The organism is Longimicrobium sp. (assembly GCF_048594345.1).
In the GTDB taxonomy this organism is placed as follows: domain Bacteria; phylum Gemmatimonadota; class Gemmatimonadetes; order Longimicrobiales; family Longimicrobiaceae; genus Longimicrobium.
In genome coordinates this window covers 19502-35991 of the sequence record NZ_JBMDXM010000026.1, presented here as the reverse complement: position 1 = coordinate 35991, position 16490 = coordinate 19502, and the positions used below count along the sequence as shown (strand labels likewise).

Genomic DNA, 16490 nt, shown 5'->3' with positions numbered 1-16490 from the left:
CCATGCAGAACCGCTTTTTCCGCCGGCTTGCCGCGCTGGCCGCCCTTGCCCTTCCGCTGGGCGCCACCGCGTGCGACAGTGACCCCAACGAACCCGCGATCGCCGAGCGGCTGGTGCTTACGGTGAACAGCGAAGAACAGTCGCTCTCGCTGATCCCGGTGGACGGCGGCAGCGACGTGCAGGTGCGCACCATCGGACTTGGCGGGCAGGCGACGCCCACCGGCGTGTCGGCGCGCGGCGCGTACGCGGTGGTGCCGCTGGGCATCTACCCGTTCGCCGCGGTGGTGGACCTGCGCACGGGCACGGTGGACCATCGGGTGGCGCTGCCGGCCAACTCCGGCGCCACGGGCTCCGATTTCGTGAACGACAGCATCGCCGTGGTCGCCAACCCCGGCCGCAACAGCGTGACGCCCATCAACGTGCTGCGCGGCACCGCTGGACCGGACGTCACCGTGGGCACCTATCCCGCCACCGTTATCAGCGACGGGGGGCGCGTGTACGTGCTGAACGGCAACCTGGTGAACTTTGCCCCCGCCGGCCCTGGTTCGGTGACGGTGATGGACGAGCAGCTGCGCATCCTGCGCACGGTGCAGCTCACGGGGATCAACCCCTCGGCAGGCGCCATCATCGGCAACCGGCTATACGTGCTGAACTCAGGGAGGTTCGGCGGCAACAACGGGTCGATCTCGGTGGTGAATCTGCAGACGATGGCCGAGGAATCGTTCCACAGCGGCTTTGGAGAGTTCCCCTCGTCCATCGCCGCGTCGCCGGGCGGTGACCTGTACGTGGGCATCTACGGCACCGGCATCGTGGTGTGGGATCCGCAGTCGCGCACCTTCCGCGTGCCGCTGAGCGCGCCGATCAAGCCGGCCGGTTCGGGGATCGTGTCGGGGCTGGGCTTTGGCTACGCGGGCCGGCTGCACACGGCCAGCGCGGGCAACTGCCAGACCCCCGGCGTGGTGCACCGCCTGAACGCCAGCGACGGCGCGCTGGAACGCACGGTGACGGTCGGCATCTGCCCCTTCGGCATCGCCTTCGCCGACGTGCCCGAGGCCGACGACGAGGACTGAGCGGGTGAACGGGTGAGCGGGTGAACGGGTGAAGGGGTGAGCGGGTGAAGGGGTGAGCGGGTGAAGGGGTGAGCGGGTGAAGGGGTGAGCGGGGATCATGACCACGGACGCCTGTCATCCTGAGGCCCGTCCACGGAAAACCTACCTTCGCGCAACGGGTTGCAGGGCCGAAGGATCTACTTTTGCCCTGCTCGAAGGCGGACGCGGCAGCCCGCGCAGAGTCCGCGGCCGCGTTCTGAGCCCGACAAAGCCTGTTCCCGGCTGATGCACGACAGTGTGGCCCGGCGGAGAATCATCCGCCGGGCCACACTGCTTTTTCCGAGGATACGGCTCCGGGCGGCATACCTGCTCAACGGGCGCTGGCCGCGGTGGAACTCGTACGCGCGGCGGCGCTGGCGGGGGCGATTGCGCGCGAACTGCGGCGCGAGGGGCGGCCGTTACGGACACCAGCCGCGTGAGAGCGAGTAAACTCGCCGCAACAACGGCGGAAAGCCCCGCAAACAGCGCGGGGCTTCAACTGCAGGCTCGATAGGGACTCGCGCGCGTCGCCCTTCCCCACCACCGTCCAATACAGCCGCCGCACCGCCCTGTGATTTCGAAGGAGGCGCCGCGCGGAACCCGACCTTATCGGATACCGTGGCGCCGACTCGAGAAATCTACTCAGCCGGACATGGGCACTCCCGCCCCCCGGCCTTGCCGCGGATCGCCCACACGGGCTTTGTCCGAGATCTCGACAACCGGGGGATCTACGCGGGCTGCCGCGTCCACCCTCCAGCAGACCGTGAGTAGATCCTTCTGCCCTGCAACCGGCGGTGCATTCGGATGCTCACCGGCTGCCGGGCCTCAGGATGACATGCGTTTGCGCGCCATCACACCATCACACCATCACACCATCACACCATCACACCATCACACCATCACACCATCACACCATCACACCATCACACCATCACACCATCACACCATCACACCCGTTCACCCGTTCACCCGTTCACCCTACCGTCCCGCCGTATACGTGCCCAGCAAACTGCGGCACGCCAGCGCGCCGCCGTCCGCGGCGGCGCTGACTTCGGCGAAGGAGCCTTCGCCGCGGGCGGAGGCGTGCAGGGTGAGCTGAACCGACACCATCGCCGGCTCCCCCTGCGCAAACGGCACCGCCCGAATGCCGGGGCCGCACGGCACGTGCTCCCACTCCATCCGCGTGCACTCGTTTACGTTGCCGCCGCCGCGCTCCCACACGGCGCCGCCCGTGCCCGGCAGGTCCGCGCGCCCGGGCTGCTTCCATCCACCCTGCCAGTGGTGCAGGGCAAAGCGGATGCAGGCCGACGCCCGTTTGGACGTCCAGAAATCGTGCGACGCCTGCACGATGCAAAGGCCTGAAAACGTTACCACCGGACGGAACGTGTACCATCCGGACACGGGCGGCGTCCAGGGAAAGTGCCAGAACTCCGTCTGCCACGCCTGCTCCGCCCCGCTGCCAAACCACCCGTTGCCGCTTCCCCGCGCCGACGCGGCGGCGCGAAACACCTGCGGGTTCTCCAGCCGCACGGCGTGCGGACAGCGGCGGTGGTCGCTTCCGGGAATCCAGTCGCGGTCGTCGGCCAGCCCCATTGTGGCGGCGGGCGACGGCGGGTGCGCGGTGGCCTGGCGCATGGCCATGCGGGCGGCCGTGTCCTCGCCCGCCAGTGTGCGGTGAAAGGCGGCGATGCCGCCCACGTCCATCCCCAGCGCGCGATAGTGCATCTCCGCGCGCGCCGCCCTGGAAAGCGCGGAGGCCTGCGCCTGGTTGTGCGCCGCCTGCGCCTGTGCCTGCTCCAGCGCCGCCCCGGCGCGAAGCTCCGCGTCCAGGCGGTGTATCCATCCCTCCCCGTCCGGCGCGCGCGCCGCCCGGGGCTTTTCCCTCAACGTGCTCATCATGCTATACCCTCACGGTCACGGGTCCTGCGGGACCGGAATCATCCATCCGCCGCCGCACGTTCGCGCGGGCGCCGGTTCAGGCCTGGCGGGTAAGACAAGCGCCGGCCCGGGTTTGAATCGGGTCGGCGCACCGCCGGCGCCGGCTCGCGGTTCGGAACTGCGCGGCCGGACACGGGGGGACAGGGCACCCCGCGTGCCGGACGCTCCATTCATCGCAAGTCGCTGCCGGCAAAGTGTCTAACCCCCCTTTATCCGGGGGTTTGGATGATTATGCACGAGGCGGGAACCTTTCCCGCTGCTACAGGGACAGTGGCGCGGCTGGTACAGCCGGGGCGCGGAAGGGACAGCAGAGGCGCGATTCAGAGGGTGAGCGTCATCGTGATCTCCTTCTGGATCCCGCACCCTTCGGCGATGGCGGGGACGAACCGCAGCTGCTCTGCCCAGCGGACGAGGCTCCGCGTGTATCCGGCGTGATCCGGCCCGGTGACGCGTACCGTCCCCGGCACCACGGCACCGTCCACGCCGACGGCGAAGGTCACTCCATACGCACCCTGCGGCGCGCCGCGCGCCCTCTCCGGCAGCGTGATGAGGGTGTTGATGATGGGCGGGGTGATCGCCGCCGTGCTGTCCGCCAGGATGCGGGCCGCCACGTCAGGCGCGCACGGCGGCGGCAGGTCCACCGCCCGCCGCGAGCCGGCCGCGCATCCGGCTGCGGAGAGAAGCACCATGGCGAGGGGGATGATTCTCATCACGATGCGGAGATTTTCATTGCGGAGGGGGAGGGTATGACGCATACCTTGGGCGTCCACGGCAGATTCACACATACGGGATGGTCGGCATGATCGGTGAGTTTCGCAAGTTCATCTCCCGCGGGAACGTGATGGACCTGGCGGTCGGCATCATCATCGGCGCCGCGTTCGCCACGCTGGTCAAGTCGTTCGTCGACGACATCCTGATGCCGCCGATCGGGATGGCTACGGGTGGCGTCGATTTTTCGGAGTTCTACCTGAACCTGGGCCGCGGCGACTTCCCTTCGCGCGCCGCGGCGGTTGAGGCGGGCGCGCCGATCGTGAGCTACGGGCTGTTCATCAACAACGTGATCACCTTTCTGATCACGGCGTTCGGCGTGTTTCTGCTGGTGCGTGCCTACTCGCGGATGCGTGACCGCGACGCGGTGGCCGCGCCGGAGCCCACGGAAAAGGACTGCCCCTTCTGCCGCACGCGCATCCACATCGCCGCCGTACGCTGCCCCGCGTGCACCTCCGAGCTGGCCGGCGCGAGCTGACCTGGCAAAAGCAAAAGAGGATTGGGTACAGAGGAACAGGGAAGAACAAAGAGAAACAGAGGACGGCGAACTCCATCGTCCTCTGTTTCTCTGGGCTTTTCTCTGTTCCTCTGTACCCGATCCTCTGTTTGCAGTGGATGATCAGCGCACGTCCGCGTCAAAGGCACCGGTGAGCACGCGGCCTTCGCGCTTGACCTGCACCCAGATGCGATAGCGGCCGGGCTTGGGAAACTCGTAGGGGAACGAGGCGACGCCCGGCTGCGCGCCCGCCGCGTGCATCGCGTGGTCCGCCGGCGCGCGCAGCACCAGCGAGCCGTCCGCCGCGCGCGTGGTGTCGCCGCGCTCCCGCTGCGCGAACAGCTGCTGCGCGACCGCGGAGACGCTGCCGGCCGGGTGCAGGTGCACGAACACCGAGCCGTCGTCGCGCGACACGGCGGCGTGGCTCAGCATCCCCATGTACGGCTGCAGCGCGGCGGGCGCCCCGGCCGGGTCCGTCACCCGAAAGCGCAGCGTGGTCTCGCGGCCGGCGGCCAGCCGCGGGTCGCGCTCCCACGTCATCGTCGACCCGTCGTCCAGCCGCGCCGCCGTCCCCGCCTCGCCGCCGCCCACGCGCCACGAGTCGTCCGCGTCCACCGCGACCACGGCGGCGGCGGACGGGGCGGCGGGGACCGTCACCTTCTCCACGAACGTGTGCGGAAATCCGCTCTCGTGCACCACGTCCGCGTATACCCGGTACGTCCCGACGGGAAGCTCGCCCGGCAGCGTGAGATGGAAGCGCTGCGGATCGTCCGCGCGGACGGGGTGCACGTGGGCAAAGGCGTCCATCCCCGGCTCGCGCACCAGGAACATGTGCATCAGCTTGCCGTGGTCCGGCATCAGCGGGCTGAAGCGGGTCCACGTGCTGTCCGTCACCGCCAGCGTAAGCACCCGCGCGCCGTCGATCGAGGCGACGGACGCCTCCGTTGACGGCGGCGCGTACAGGTTATCGGCGTAGGCCCGGTCCTCCGCGTCCCACCAGCGGCTGCCACCCAGCAGCGCCAGCGCCAGCACGGGGACGGCGACCGCGCGCGCGACCCACGACGTCCGGCGGCGGCGGGCGTCCGGCACCTCGCCCGGCGGCAGCACCGACTCCCGCGCCGCCGCGCCCACGATGGTCAGCGCGCCGATGAAGAGGAAGACGCCCAGCCCGGCCAGGCCGAACGCCATCCCGCGCTTCATCCCCAGCGTCTGCGTGGCCACCGCGGGAACGGGGACGATCACGGTGCCGGTCCCCGCCGCGCCCTCCACGGCGACGTGGACGCTGTACGAGCCAAAGTCCATGAACCACAGCTCCGCGCTCCATAGCCGCGGCTCGCCGGCCACCGGCAGCGCCTCGTCCGCGCGCGGCGCGCCCTGCGTCCCCAGGTCCCAGCGGACGGGCCGCACCGTCACCCGCCGCACGTCGCCGCTGGGAATGCGGACGGAGATCTCCGCCAGCCCGGGAATCACTCCCGGCGGGCGGACGACGACGCGCACGGGATACGCGCCCGCGTTGCCCTCGTAGAACACGTTGGGGCTCCCCACGTGCGCCGCCAGCAGCGCTACCGCCGCCACGGCGCCGAAGGTCGCCGCCAGCCGCCGAGCCAGGCGGCGGAAGGGGACGGCGCTCATCGCTTCACCTTGGCCATGAAGCCGCCCCAGGCCAGCCCGGCGCGCGTGGAAAGGATCGCCAGCACCGCCGCGATCCCCAGCCCCCGCACGATCTCCATTCCCGACGCCGCGTTCCAGAACTCGCCGCGCGAAAGGATCCCCTCGCCGATCATGTACGGGCGCAGGTGCTGGCTCAGGATCGTCTCCCGCGTCGCCAGCCCGTTCAGCACGTTGGCGAACGGCCACTGGGCAATGAAGAACGCCGCCACGAACGCCAGGCCCAGCACGCCGGCCAGCATCCATCCCCGCTTGCGATCCCCCCAGCGCCGCAGCGCCAGGTCCAGCGCCAGCGCGGGGACGATGAGCAGCAGCGGAAACTGCGGCGGCATCATCCGGTCGATCGCGTAGCGCACCGGCGCCAGCCGCGGCTCCGCGGGAAAGAGGGGGAGGATGAAGGTGAGCGCCAGCAGCACGCCCGTGTACGAGGCGGCGGCCGCCGTGGCCGGCCAGCGCAGCCGCCCCGCCACCGCCGGGGCCACCAGGACGATGGGGATGACGCCGGCCACCACCTGGTAGAACTGCATGCCGTGCTGGGCCCAGCGCCAGGTGTATTCGCTGATCATCGTCCCCAGGTTCAGCAGCACCAGCCCGGCCGCGTACGCGTACATCCAGCGGTAGGCGCGCGCGTCGCCGTGGCGGTTCTGCAGCGAGAGCACCATCAGCATGGCACCCAGCTGAATGGCCAGGATCCCCGCCGCCAGCACCGCGTGCGGCGGGCTGAGGATCTTCACGTCCAGCCCGTAGGCGTTGTGCCACCAGTCGTCGAACGGCGCCGAGGTCAGCATGGCGATGGCGCCCCAGATGCACACCCACGCGCCCAGCGAGCCGTGGAAGTACTTCCAGAAGCTCACCGCCCCCGCCTTGTCCTGCGCCGTCCCCGCAAAGCTGGTGTGCAGCACGTGCCACCCGCACGCCACGCCGCTCACCACGCCGCCCAGGTACATGGCCATGTGCGGATACGACCAGAACGTGTCGCGCCCGATGCTCTGGTGCCAGCTGATGTCCCACAGCACGCCCACGATGACGCTGGTAGAAGCAAACAGCACCGCGAGCACGTGCCACGGCACGGACGCGGCCGGTGCCCGCGCCTCATCGTGCGCGGGCGCACGGGCGGGGGCGTGAAGGGTGGATGCGCTGGGCATCAGCGGGGTCTGGGGGGCTGCTGGGTTTACCGCAGGATGCGGGCGGAGTGCCCGCGGAAAACGCGTGGGGTGGCCTGGCTCCCGGGTATGACGGGAGCGCGTGCCGAAAGGTTGGCGGAGCCGCGACGCACGACCAGAAGTTTGTCTGCCCCGGCGGTTTTCCGAAAGGGGCAAAGAACGGGAGATGCGGACACCGCCAAGCCATGCGCGGAAAAGCCGGCCCCGGAGCTTCTGGAGCCGGCTGCCACCGGTGGCGTCCCACACGAACGGCCTACATGCCGTACGCGTCGATGACCTGGAACGTAGAGTCTGCCACCGCCATGTACGCATTCCTGAGGCGGAAGGTAAACGTACCATCGGGGTTGATATGACTACTGGAATCTGGATGGATGACCGTGGCGATCATGTAGTAGTCCCCCACTTGGAAGAAAGAGCTCAGGTATGCGGGCCCGTCCAGGTTGGCTGTCTGAACTCTGCTTTGCAGTTGCGCACACGCCGTTGTGTCGGCGGGAGCAGCAAGCAGCCGCAGCCCCAGCGTGTCCGCGGGCGAAAGGCCGAGCGCCGCGGCATCCTGTGTATACGCGGGTGCCTCAAGAAACGTGATCGCCATGTCACGCGAACCGGATTGCTCGAGCGGGCAGCTTCCAACGGTGCCGTCGGCGGCACTGGCATTCACCGCCGAGACGATGAACCCCGACAGCATGGCGGCAGCGATACACAATCCGAACAGCTTTCTGGTCATGCTCACTCTCGTTGTTGTTTCCCGTACGCTTCAGTAGCCGCAGCGAGGGTACTCCGCGGTGGTCCGGTTGTCCCTGGTACGAGGACCGAACTTGAAGATGCCGTGTTTGTCCATCACGTAGCCGTTGTTGCCGATGAACTGTCCCGGAAGCGCGTTGTTGAGCCGGCCCGCAGTGTCCTTGTCCGGGTCCAGTGCCCCCCGGCGGTAGCGCACGTCGTTGCCATGCGCCTGCTGGCATCCACGCTGGAGTTCCGTGGTCGCATAGGGGTGTGTATGCACCCATCCTACCGCGCTGAGAGGGACCTCCACTTGGTTCACGTGCAATTGGCAGGGGATGTGCTCCCCCTCCGGCCACCGCTCCAGCCCATACTCGCCGGTCGTCGGGTCATGCGTGATGAACGCTCCCCATTAATGCCGGTCTACCACGTTAGGGGCCTCTGAATTGCTCCGGTTCCATAGATCCCTGAGGCCCTCCTGGACCGCTGGCGAGCTGAGCATGGGATCAGTGGGCGTCCCGGGTGGGCACCCGTTCTCCCATACCAGTTCACTGCCTGCGGTCATGGCTACCCGGTCCGGCCGGGCGTATACCCACATCTTACCCCGACCGGGTGGCACAATCGTGCACGTCATCTGGTTGGTGCAGGCGGCAAGGGCGCCCTGCCCGTATGCCCAGGGTCCCGCGGGCGCGCTTTCCCCGAACGCCCAGAGGATGGTCGCGGTTCCGGATCCGTGGGTAAAGGGCGTCAATGGGCCGGAGGCGCTTGCGGTAAAGGTGATCGGCACCCCTGCTGCGGCCTTGGTGGACGAGGCGCGGACCTTCAGCCAGATTGGGGTTACGATCACCTGCTGATTCCCCGAAACGTCGAACTTGTCCGCCGGCGCGCCGTTCTGCTTGGCGAAACCCGAAGGGTGGTATGGCCGCCTGCGCCAGACTACCTGGCATACGTCGGGATGGTGGAACTCCGTTTCGGCGTAGTCGGCTCCAAATATGTTCAGGCTGTAGCTGGTGACGATGCCGTTGCTGGCCCGGCAGCCCCACACCAGTCCCAGGTACCCCCCAAGTCCGTCAGGCTTGATCTCCCAGATCCCCTGATACGGCTGCGGCATGCAGCCGTCGCTCAACGGGTCGCTATTCGCGAGGCACCAGTCCCGGTACGCCTGGCTGCGCGAGAGCGTCAGCCGCTCCTGCAGGCGCACCTTGGCCCAGGTCTTCGCCGGAATCGTGATCCCCGTCTCCTGCCATGCGGGAACCTCGTTCAGCCCCCTGAGTTCGAGTGCCGCACTCCCGGACCAGCTCACCAGAGCGCTGGCCGACGGAGGGAGTACTGGGTCCACAGTCGGGCGACGGGGGTCCACCGGGTTTACCGTGTCGCAACTGGACAGCAGAACCAGGAGCACGGCCGCGGGAGTGACGGAACGAGCGAGATGAGACAGCACACGCATGCGTATTTGAACCACGGGGATGCGAGCAGTAGGACAGAGAGCGGGGATGACCGATAAACATATGTAGTTTCAGCTTTACCGTCAACGTTTGCAGTCGGAGCTCGTGGCAGGAAATGCCCCCAACTGGATCTTGATGGAAGCGGGAGGACTGCCGCAAGGAAAGCCGCTGCAAGGCTTCCGGTGCCGGCCTGCCTGCTTCCCGCCATTAGGCAGCTACGAGCAGCAGAAGGTAAATTTCTCACCAATTATCTTCGAACTGGCGCTGGACGGTGCCCCTCCCCCGGCCCCGCCCCCGGCCCCGCCCCGTTCGTTCCTCACGGAGAGGGGAGAACTTCATTCCTGTTTCCGAGGGTCAGTCGAAGCGCCCTGCACTCCCCGCCGCCACCTCCTCGCCCGAAGTCGCGCAGTTAGTGGGAGGGGAGCGGCCCACCATCCAAACACCGTCGCTGCCCAGCATCAACCTCCCCCGGCAGTTTCGGGGAGGTGGGACGGTAATACCGGCCCGGAGGGGGCCTGCGCGGGTTACGTCACAGCCTGGCTCCGAGGTGGATCACCAGCGCCGAGTTCTCGACGATGCTGAGCTGCACCACGCCCTGGGAATTGACCGTGACGCTGGTTCCGGCGCAGGCGTCGCCCACCTTGCCGCCAGTGAGAATGTCGCAGTAGGTGCCGGGCGACATGCCGGTTTGCACCGCAGCCGTGGTCCTCTGCGGCTCGCGGCTGATGGCGACAAAGCCCCGGTCACCGCGCGAAAAGGCAATGGCGTTGCCGCCGTTGTCCCACCAGCGGCTCACGTCCGTGCCCACCATGGCGCGGCGAAACTCCACCATCCGCAGGATGATGGGGTCGCGGTGCTCGCACACCCACGTTCCCAGCACCGCCGTTTCAAGCGTGGGCGCGCACACCACGTCCTTGGTCGCGTTGTCGTCGGTGGGAGGGCCGGCGTCGCGGCCAAACGGAGAGCTGCGGTCAAAGGCGTAGCTGGACATCACCGACGGGTAGCCGTACGGCTGCGCCAGCATCCACACGTTGGCCAGCCGGAACGTGGTGCCGTCACGGTAGCCAATGCCGCCGTTGCGCTGCGTGTCGTGGTTCTCCAGAAAGACGACGGCCTTGTCCGACGGCATCAGGTTCCACGTCGCCGCCGAGAAGTTCCTCAGGTCCACCAGCCGCTGCCCGCTGATGCCCAGAAACTTGTCGCCCACGCCCTTGTAGCGAAACTCGGTGACGTCCGCCGCGCCGCCGGTGCCGTATCCCAGGCCGTAGTAGTGCTCGCGCCGCACGCCCTCGCCGCCGTTGTCGATCACCTCGGCGAACCAGTACGGGATCGGGCGCCCCTCCACCGCTAGCGTCTGGTTCACCCGGTCCACGATGGCGTCAAGCTCTACCGGCTGAATGTGCTTGGCGGCGTCGATGCGAAAGCCCGCCACCCCCAGCCGCGCCAGCGAGATCAGGTAGTCCGCGATCTTCTGCTGCACGCCGGCGGCGCCGGTGTTAAGGTCCGCCAGCCCCAGCAGCTCGCAGTCCTGCACGTTGGCGGCGCTGGTGTAGTCGCCCACCGCGCACGGGGGGTGAAAGTCCGCCGCCGTGTACAGGCCGGGGTAGTTGTACTTGGTGTAGGCGGTGCCGTTGTTCCCCACCCCCGCCCCGCCCGTCATGTGGTTGATGACGGCGTCCACGTACACGTCTACCCCGGCGGCCTTGCACCGGCTGATCATGCTGCTGAACTCCACGCCCGTGCCGCTGCGGCTAAGCGCCACCGAGTAGCTTACCGGCTGATAGCGCTGCCACCACGGCGCTCCCTGCTGCACCAGGTGCTCCTGCGGCGGCGACACCTGCACGGCCGCGTAGCCCGCCGGCCCCAGCACGTTCTCGCATTCCTCCGCGACGTCCGGCCACTTCCACTCAAACAGGTGCACGAACACGTCGCCCGCGGCCGCGTGGCCGCTGGCGCGGTAGTCCGGCGGAAGCGTGGGGCGCTGCTCCGGCGGATTGACGATGGGCGGCTCGACCGGCCCCCCGTCGCCGCCGCAGCCGGCCAGCGACAGCGCGAGCATCATCAGGCCGGCCGCGCCGGTACGAACGCGAGAGATCATCCCTGCATCACCTGTAACTCGTTTCAGTGCCCCGCATCCCACCACCCCCGCCGAATGCGGGCCAGGCCCACCAGCTCCGCCGCCGAGCCGCCGCAACGCAGCCCACGCGGTGTGTTTCTCCGTGTCTTCCGGAGCACACGCCGCTCACCACGCGCGCTGCACCCGGCTTGACGCGCGTACTTGCCCGCGTCATCCGGCAGCCGGCCGAGCCTCGGACACCCGGCGGCCCCCCCTGCGTTGGGCGTCGCGGCGCACACCTCGATCTACCGCGCGTGCCGAGCGCCCGCAACAGACGCGCATCAGGTGTCGCGAGGGACCGGTTTCCGCGCCGCTCCGGAGAGGGATCGTCTCTCCCCGAAAATGCGGATGGCCCCCTGCCGCGATACATCCCTCCGCGCGTTGCCGCCGCCGTGGCCATCTCGCGCCGGCACCCGGTCGTAGCGGGATCGACTTCTCCCCTCTCCGCGAGGAACGAGCGGGGAGGGGGCCGGGGGGAGGGGCACCCCGTCGTGCCCAGTGTGATGCAGGTCGCCGCGCACGACTCCGGGCGTGATCGACGCCCTCTCTCAAAAAACGCGGATGGCCCCCTGCCGCGCTACATCCCTCCGCGCGTTGCCGCCGCCGTGGCCATCTTGCGGCGGCACCAGTCGTAGCGGGATCGACTTCTCCCCTCTCCGCGAGGAACGAGCGGGGAGGGGCCGGGGGAGGGGCACCGCCGGGCGCCGGTTGGGCGCATTTCGCGGCGCTGATACCCTGCCCTGCCCGTCGGGGAGCTCTCCTGAGACACGCTGAAGACGGCCTTCGACACAGAAGACGTCCATCCCCTCCCCATAATGACAGGCACCCCCACCCCAGCGTGACGGAGTTGCATGCGAGCCGATCGGTTTCAGCGTGCCCGCCGGCCCGGATTGCACCCGACCGGACGGCTCGTTCACCCGTTCACCCGTTCACCCGTTCACCCGTTCACCCGTTCACCCGTTCACCCGTTCACCCGTTCACCCGTTCACCCCTCACGGCGCTGGGCCTCCAGCAGAGCGCGGCGGCGCTTCGTCCCTCGGCGCTGGCATGGACGGGGTCGAGGCTGGCCGCACGAGGGCCTTGACAAGGTCGTGGGGGCTAGATTAGACTGGCGGCATCGGGAGTCGCGTCCCTCACGGCAGCCATCGCGGACCGCACAGGTCCGGGGCCCGCCAGGTCTTCGCAAGAAGGCCACGAGGATCGCGGCTCCTTTTTTGTTTTCTGCCCTCCGGGGCACGCACACGTAACGACCGAGCACCACGATGCACGTCCATTCCTTCGCCACCCGGCAGCCCGTACAGGCGCCCACGCAAAGCAAGCGAGGCGTGGTGCCGTCGTGTGCCGGCATGACGGGCCTGCGGGCCTCGTGGCGAGGTCTGGAGCCGGGTTCGGCGTATCCGTGCGGCGAACGGCGGAACGATAGTGGGGATTACGGAAACTCCATGGGAGGTGCTCCGGTGTAGGGCTTTTTCAGCCCCGCCCGGCGCAGGCGCCGGCAGCAAGGCGCCCTGCCTCCCCGATGCACCGGGTGAGGCAGGGCGCCTTTCCGTTGCCGTGCAGGATCCTGTTTGACAACTCGGGTGTGGGTCAAGGAACAGCGCAGTCCGCGTGGGGACCCGCCGGGGCGAGCAGCGCCCGGCGTTGGCGAACGCGACTCCCGGTGCCGTGCGTCTTCTCCGCCCCGTGCGGGGACCCCGCGGCTGCGCAGCAAACGATGGATGCACCTGTAGCTCAGCTGGCCGGAGCGCCGGACCGCCAGTCCGGAGGCCGGGGGTTCAAATCCCCCCAGGTGCTTGAAAGAGGGTGAGATGCCGATCGATGTGCGTGCCCGTAGCTCAGCCGGAGCAGAGCGCCGGATTCCGGATCCGGAGGCCGGGGGTTCGAATCCCTCCGGGCGCACTGAAGTGTTCGTGATGCAAATACGCCTGTAGCTCAGCTGGCAGAGCGCCGGATTCCAACACCGGATGTCGGGGGTTCGATTCCTCCCGGGCGTGCTGATACGTCGTCCCAGCGGCTGGCGAGGGAGGCGCCGCACCACGGCGGAGACTATACGGCGAATCGTGGCGCCGTGCAGATGGCGAGGTCTCGCGCGGCGGGGGCGCGCTGTCATCCTGAGGGAGCGCACCCCCGTAACTTTCAGGATCACACAAGCTTGCGCGCGACCGAAGGATCTTTGTCGGGTCGCGCGAAACCCAGCCTTGAGAGCCGTTCAGGCTTCTCGGTCAGGCAGACGAGATCTCTGAATGGCGCCGGGTGGTGGTGCAGGCGGCCCGGTTTCGCGCGGCGCTCCTTCAGCAAATCAGCGACGTTGCCGGATTCAGATAAGAACGGGCGTGCGGATGGGTGAAGCAGGGGTTCCCGAGCGGCCGAAGGGGCCGGTCTGCAGAACCGGTGGCGAAAGCCTTCGCGGGTTCGAATCCCGCCCCCTGCTCTGGATGGACGACGCGGAGGTAAACCGTAACTGGTAGCGGGCCCGGCTGTAGACCGGGTGCCATCAGGCTCTGGGGGTTCGAGTCCCTCTCTCCGCATTGGATGATGGAAGCGATCCGGCTGGATGAGGAGCCGGTCCCGAAAACCGGTATCGCGCCGCAAGCGCGTTGCGAGTTCGAGTCTCGCCGCTTCCTCTTGCAAGTGCGTGCGTGCGTGCGTGCGTGCGTGCGTGCGTGCAAAGTAACTGGAGGGGTCCGCCTGTGGGCATGGGCAGCGGTTTGCTAAACCGTAGGCGCCGTGATGCGCTTCGTGGGTTCAAGTCCCACCCTCTCCGCTTCTCGGACATCATCATTCATCAAGCATAAGAAAGGAGAGTCATGAGCACGTTTCGCGTGGAGGTCACGCGCATCGACGAGGTGCTGCCCCACCCCAACGCCGACCGGCTGGAGCTGGTGCGCATCCGCGGCTGGAAGGCGGTCGCCGCAAAGGGCGTCCACGCGGCGGGCGACGCCGTGGTCTACATCCCCGAAGACGCGGTGCTCCCGGAGCCCGTGCTGGCGGCGATGGAGCTCACGGGCAAGCTGGCCGGCAAGGAGCACAACCGCGTAAAAGCCATCCGCCTGCGCGGCGAGCTGTCGCAGGGGCTGCTGATGCCGATGCACGTCCTTCGCGCGCTGGACGGGGTGGGCGAGCACACGCCGGGCGTGGACGTGGCCCAGGCGCTGGGGATCACCAAGTGGGAAGAGCCCATCCCCACGCACCTGGCCGGCGTGGCGATCCCGTGGCCGGCGTGGATGCACCGGTACACCGACATCGAGAACATCAAGAACTTTCCGGGCGTGCTGCGCGAGGGCGAGCCGGTGGTGTTCACCGAGAAGCTGCACGGCGCCTGCGCGGCGTTCGGAATGGCGGCCGGCGGTGACGGGGAGATGTTCGTCGCCTCGCGCAGCCTGTGCCTGGCGCGGGACGAGGCCAACGCGTACTGGCGCGTGGCCCTGGAGATGGACATCGCGGGGCACCTGCGCGCGCTGCTGGAGACGACGGGCGCGGCGTCGGCCACGCTATACGGCGAGCTGCTGGGCGTGCAGGACCTGAAGTACGGGTTCGTCAACGGCCGCCTGGGGCTGCGCTGGTTCGACGTGGCGCTGAAGGGCGCGTACCAGGACTACGATGGCGCCGCGCACCGGCTGCTGCTGGCGCGAGGGCTGGAGCGGGTGCCGGTGCTGTACCAGGGCCCTTTCTCGGACGCGGTGCTGGCGGAGCACACGGACGGCACGACGGTGCTGGACGCCGGGCACGTCCGCGAGGGCGTGGTGGTGCGCCCCGCCAAGGAGCGGTACGACGTCGATGCCAACCTGGGACGGGTGCTCCTCAAGTCCATCTCGGGCGACTACCTGACCCGCAAGGGACAGGCGACGGAGTTCCACTAGCAGGTCATCGGTCCGCTCCGGCCATCGGCGGGGCGGACCGCAAGAGGGGGCGTAGCTTAGAGGCTCATAGCGCCGGACTGTCTCTCCGGAGGTCGCGGGTTCGAATCCCGCCGCTCTCGTTGTACCACGCTGAACGTGAAGTTGGCTGCCGGAAGGAGAGGCCGGTTCGCAAACGACTTTCGCGTAAAGAGCTGGGGCTGACCAAGGGATTTTGCCTGGCTTACTGAGAACCGTGAACGGCTCCCGAGGCTGGGCCTGGCGCGACCCGACAAAGATCCTTCGGTCGCGCGCAAGCTTCTGTGGTTAGTAAAGTTATGGGCGTGCGCTCCCTCAGGATGACAGTGTGCCCCCGGAAGACGTACAGCCGGGCATCCGCACTTTCGCACTCACGCACTTTTTTCCCAACGGGGAATGGGGGAGCCCGGCCTACCCCGCCTGCCTTGGACGCAGGAGATCGCTGGTTCAAATCCAGCTTCCCCGACTTGCCGTTCCTTGACCCGCACCCGAGAAAACCGCGCGGCTCCGCACCCGGACCGCGCACCACCCTTTCACGGAGGAAGAAACGGAGAGCTGCCGCCATGCAGACCATGACCACCCCCCGGGCGCCGCGCAGCGGATGCCTTACGCTGAACGCCTCGTACGAGCCGCTGGTGATTCTGCCGGTGCAGCGCGCCGTGCGCCTGGTGCTGGACGGCCGCGCCGAGCTGGTGGAGGCGCACGGCACGCGCGTCATCCGCTCGGCGGGGCGCGAGATGCCGCTTCCGGCGGTAATCCGGCTGGTGCGGTTTGTCTACGTGCCCCGGCGCATGCGCCGGGGCGTGACCAACACCATCCTGTTCGCGCGCGACGGCTACACCTGCGCGTACTGCGGGCGGCACCGCGACGCGCTGCGTAGCCGCGAGCACCTTACGCGCGACCACGTGCTGCCGCAGAGCCGCTTTGCGCGCCGCGCCGAGGCCAACACGTGGGAGAACTGCGTGACGGCGTGCAGCACCTGCAACAACCGCAAGGCCGACCGTCTGCCGCACGAGGCGGGAATGACGCTGCGGGTGGTGCCGGCGGAGCCGCACTTCGTCCACCTGGAGTGGAAGGTGCGGCGGCTTACCGCGCTGCAGCGCAAGTACGTGACGCAGTTCTTCGGGGCGGATGTCGCGGATGCGCTGTAACGGCAGCCGTTGGATGACAGGCGAAGGGCGCGGGGAGCAATCGGCTCTCCGCGCCCTTCGTC

General features: G+C 68.5%; 12 protein-coding genes and 9 tRNA genes. 13 read left to right on the top strand and 8 right to left on the bottom strand.

Annotation, left to right across the window (positions count from 1 at the left end; translation table 11 throughout):
- The first annotated feature begins 2 nt into the window (after positions 1–2).
- Positions 3–1070: a hypothetical protein gene (locus ACOJUJ_RS02770; RefSeq protein WP_420125311.1), complete on the top strand. Its 1068-nt coding sequence runs from the start codon at positions 3–5 to the stop codon at positions 1068–1070.
- A 996-nt stretch (positions 1071–2066) separates the two neighbouring features.
- Here the strand turns inward: ACOJUJ_RS02770 and ACOJUJ_RS02765 are convergent.
- A complete protein-coding gene (locus ACOJUJ_RS02765) occupies positions 2067–2984 on the bottom strand; it encodes a hypothetical protein (protein ID WP_420125310.1) in 918 nt (305 codons plus the stop codon).
- A gap of 362 nt (positions 2985–3346) precedes the next feature.
- Positions 3347–3736: a hypothetical protein gene (locus tag ACOJUJ_RS02760; RefSeq protein WP_420125309.1), complete on the bottom strand. Its 390-nt coding sequence runs from the start codon at positions 3734–3736 to the stop codon at positions 3347–3349.
- Between the two features lie 89 nt (positions 3737–3825).
- On the opposite strand from ACOJUJ_RS02760, the gene mscL reads away from it, so the two are divergent.
- On the top strand, positions 3826–4272 hold the full coding sequence (mscL, locus tag ACOJUJ_RS02755; RefSeq protein ID WP_420125308.1) for a large conductance mechanosensitive channel protein MscL: 447 nt from the start codon (positions 3826–3828) through the stop codon (positions 4270–4272).
- Positions 4273–4413: 141 nt separating this feature from the next.
- On the opposite strand, the gene ACOJUJ_RS02750 is transcribed toward mscL, so the two are convergent.
- The 6 genes from ACOJUJ_RS02750 to ACOJUJ_RS02725 form a co-directional block, all read right to left on the bottom strand.
- Positions 4414–5922 (bottom strand): hypothetical protein, encoded by a 1509-nt coding sequence (locus ACOJUJ_RS02750; protein ID WP_420125307.1) that lies wholly within the window; start codon positions 5920–5922, stop codon positions 4414–4416.
- Positions 5919–7103 carry a hypothetical protein gene (locus ACOJUJ_RS02745; protein WP_420125306.1) on the bottom strand — a complete coding sequence of 395 codons (1185 nt, stop codon included), beginning with the start codon at positions 7101–7103 and terminating at the stop codon, positions 5919–5921. The genes ACOJUJ_RS02750 and ACOJUJ_RS02745 overlap by 4 nt, the downstream gene beginning before the upstream one ends.
- A gap of 271 nt (positions 7104–7374) precedes the next feature.
- A complete protein-coding gene (locus ACOJUJ_RS02740; RefSeq protein ID WP_420125305.1) occupies positions 7375–7845 on the bottom strand; it encodes a hypothetical protein in 471 nt (156 codons plus the stop codon).
- Between the two features lie 30 nt (positions 7846–7875).
- A complete protein-coding gene (locus ACOJUJ_RS02735) occupies positions 7876–8124 on the bottom strand; it encodes a hypothetical protein (RefSeq protein WP_420125304.1) in 249 nt (82 codons plus the stop codon).
- A 129-nt stretch (positions 8125–8253) separates the two neighbouring features.
- On the bottom strand, positions 8254–9144 hold the full coding sequence (locus tag ACOJUJ_RS02730) for a hypothetical protein (protein ID WP_420125303.1): 891 nt from the start codon (positions 9142–9144) through the stop codon (positions 8254–8256).
- A 671-nt stretch (positions 9145–9815) separates the two neighbouring features.
- On the bottom strand, positions 9816–11384 hold the full coding sequence (locus ACOJUJ_RS02725) for an alpha-amylase (RefSeq protein ID WP_420125302.1): 1569 nt from the start codon (positions 11382–11384) through the stop codon (positions 9816–9818).
- 1738 nt (positions 11385–13122) lie between these two features.
- Here ACOJUJ_RS02725 and ACOJUJ_RS02720 point away from each other — a divergent pair.
- The 11 genes from ACOJUJ_RS02720 (at position 13123) to ACOJUJ_RS02670 (ending at position 16428) form a co-directional block, all read left to right on the top strand.
- Positions 13123–13196, top strand: a tRNA-Gly gene (locus ACOJUJ_RS02720).
- Between the two features lie 30 nt (positions 13197–13226).
- Positions 13227–13301: transfer RNA gene (locus ACOJUJ_RS02715), tRNA-Arg, on the top strand.
- Positions 13302–13323: 22 nt separating this feature from the next.
- Positions 13324–13396 (top strand) — tRNA-Trp (locus ACOJUJ_RS02710).
- Positions 13397–13750: 354 nt separating this feature from the next.
- Positions 13751–13833, top strand: a tRNA-Cys gene (locus tag ACOJUJ_RS02705).
- 13 nt (positions 13834–13846) lie between these two features.
- Positions 13847–13930: transfer RNA gene (locus ACOJUJ_RS02700), tRNA-Tyr, on the top strand.
- Positions 13931–13939: 9 nt separating this feature from the next.
- Positions 13940–14026, top strand: a tRNA-Ser gene (locus ACOJUJ_RS02695).
- Positions 14027–14078: 52 nt separating this feature from the next.
- Positions 14079–14166 (top strand) — tRNA-Ser (locus ACOJUJ_RS02690).
- 43 nt (positions 14167–14209) lie between these two features.
- Entirely contained in the window at positions 14210–15262 is a 1053-nt protein-coding gene (locus tag ACOJUJ_RS02685) for an RNA ligase (ATP) (RefSeq protein WP_420125301.1), read from the top strand.
- Between the two features lie 45 nt (positions 15263–15307).
- Positions 15308–15381: transfer RNA gene (locus ACOJUJ_RS02680), tRNA-Asp, on the top strand.
- A gap of 286 nt (positions 15382–15667) precedes the next feature.
- A tRNA-Pro gene (locus ACOJUJ_RS02675) sits at positions 15668–15743 on the top strand.
- Positions 15744–15840: 97 nt separating this feature from the next.
- The gene (locus ACOJUJ_RS02670) at positions 15841–16428 is read left to right on the top strand and encodes an HNH endonuclease (protein ID WP_420125300.1); all 588 of its coding nucleotides are present in this window, start codon (positions 15841–15843) and stop codon (positions 16426–16428) included.
- Positions 16429–16490 lie beyond the last annotated feature (62 nt).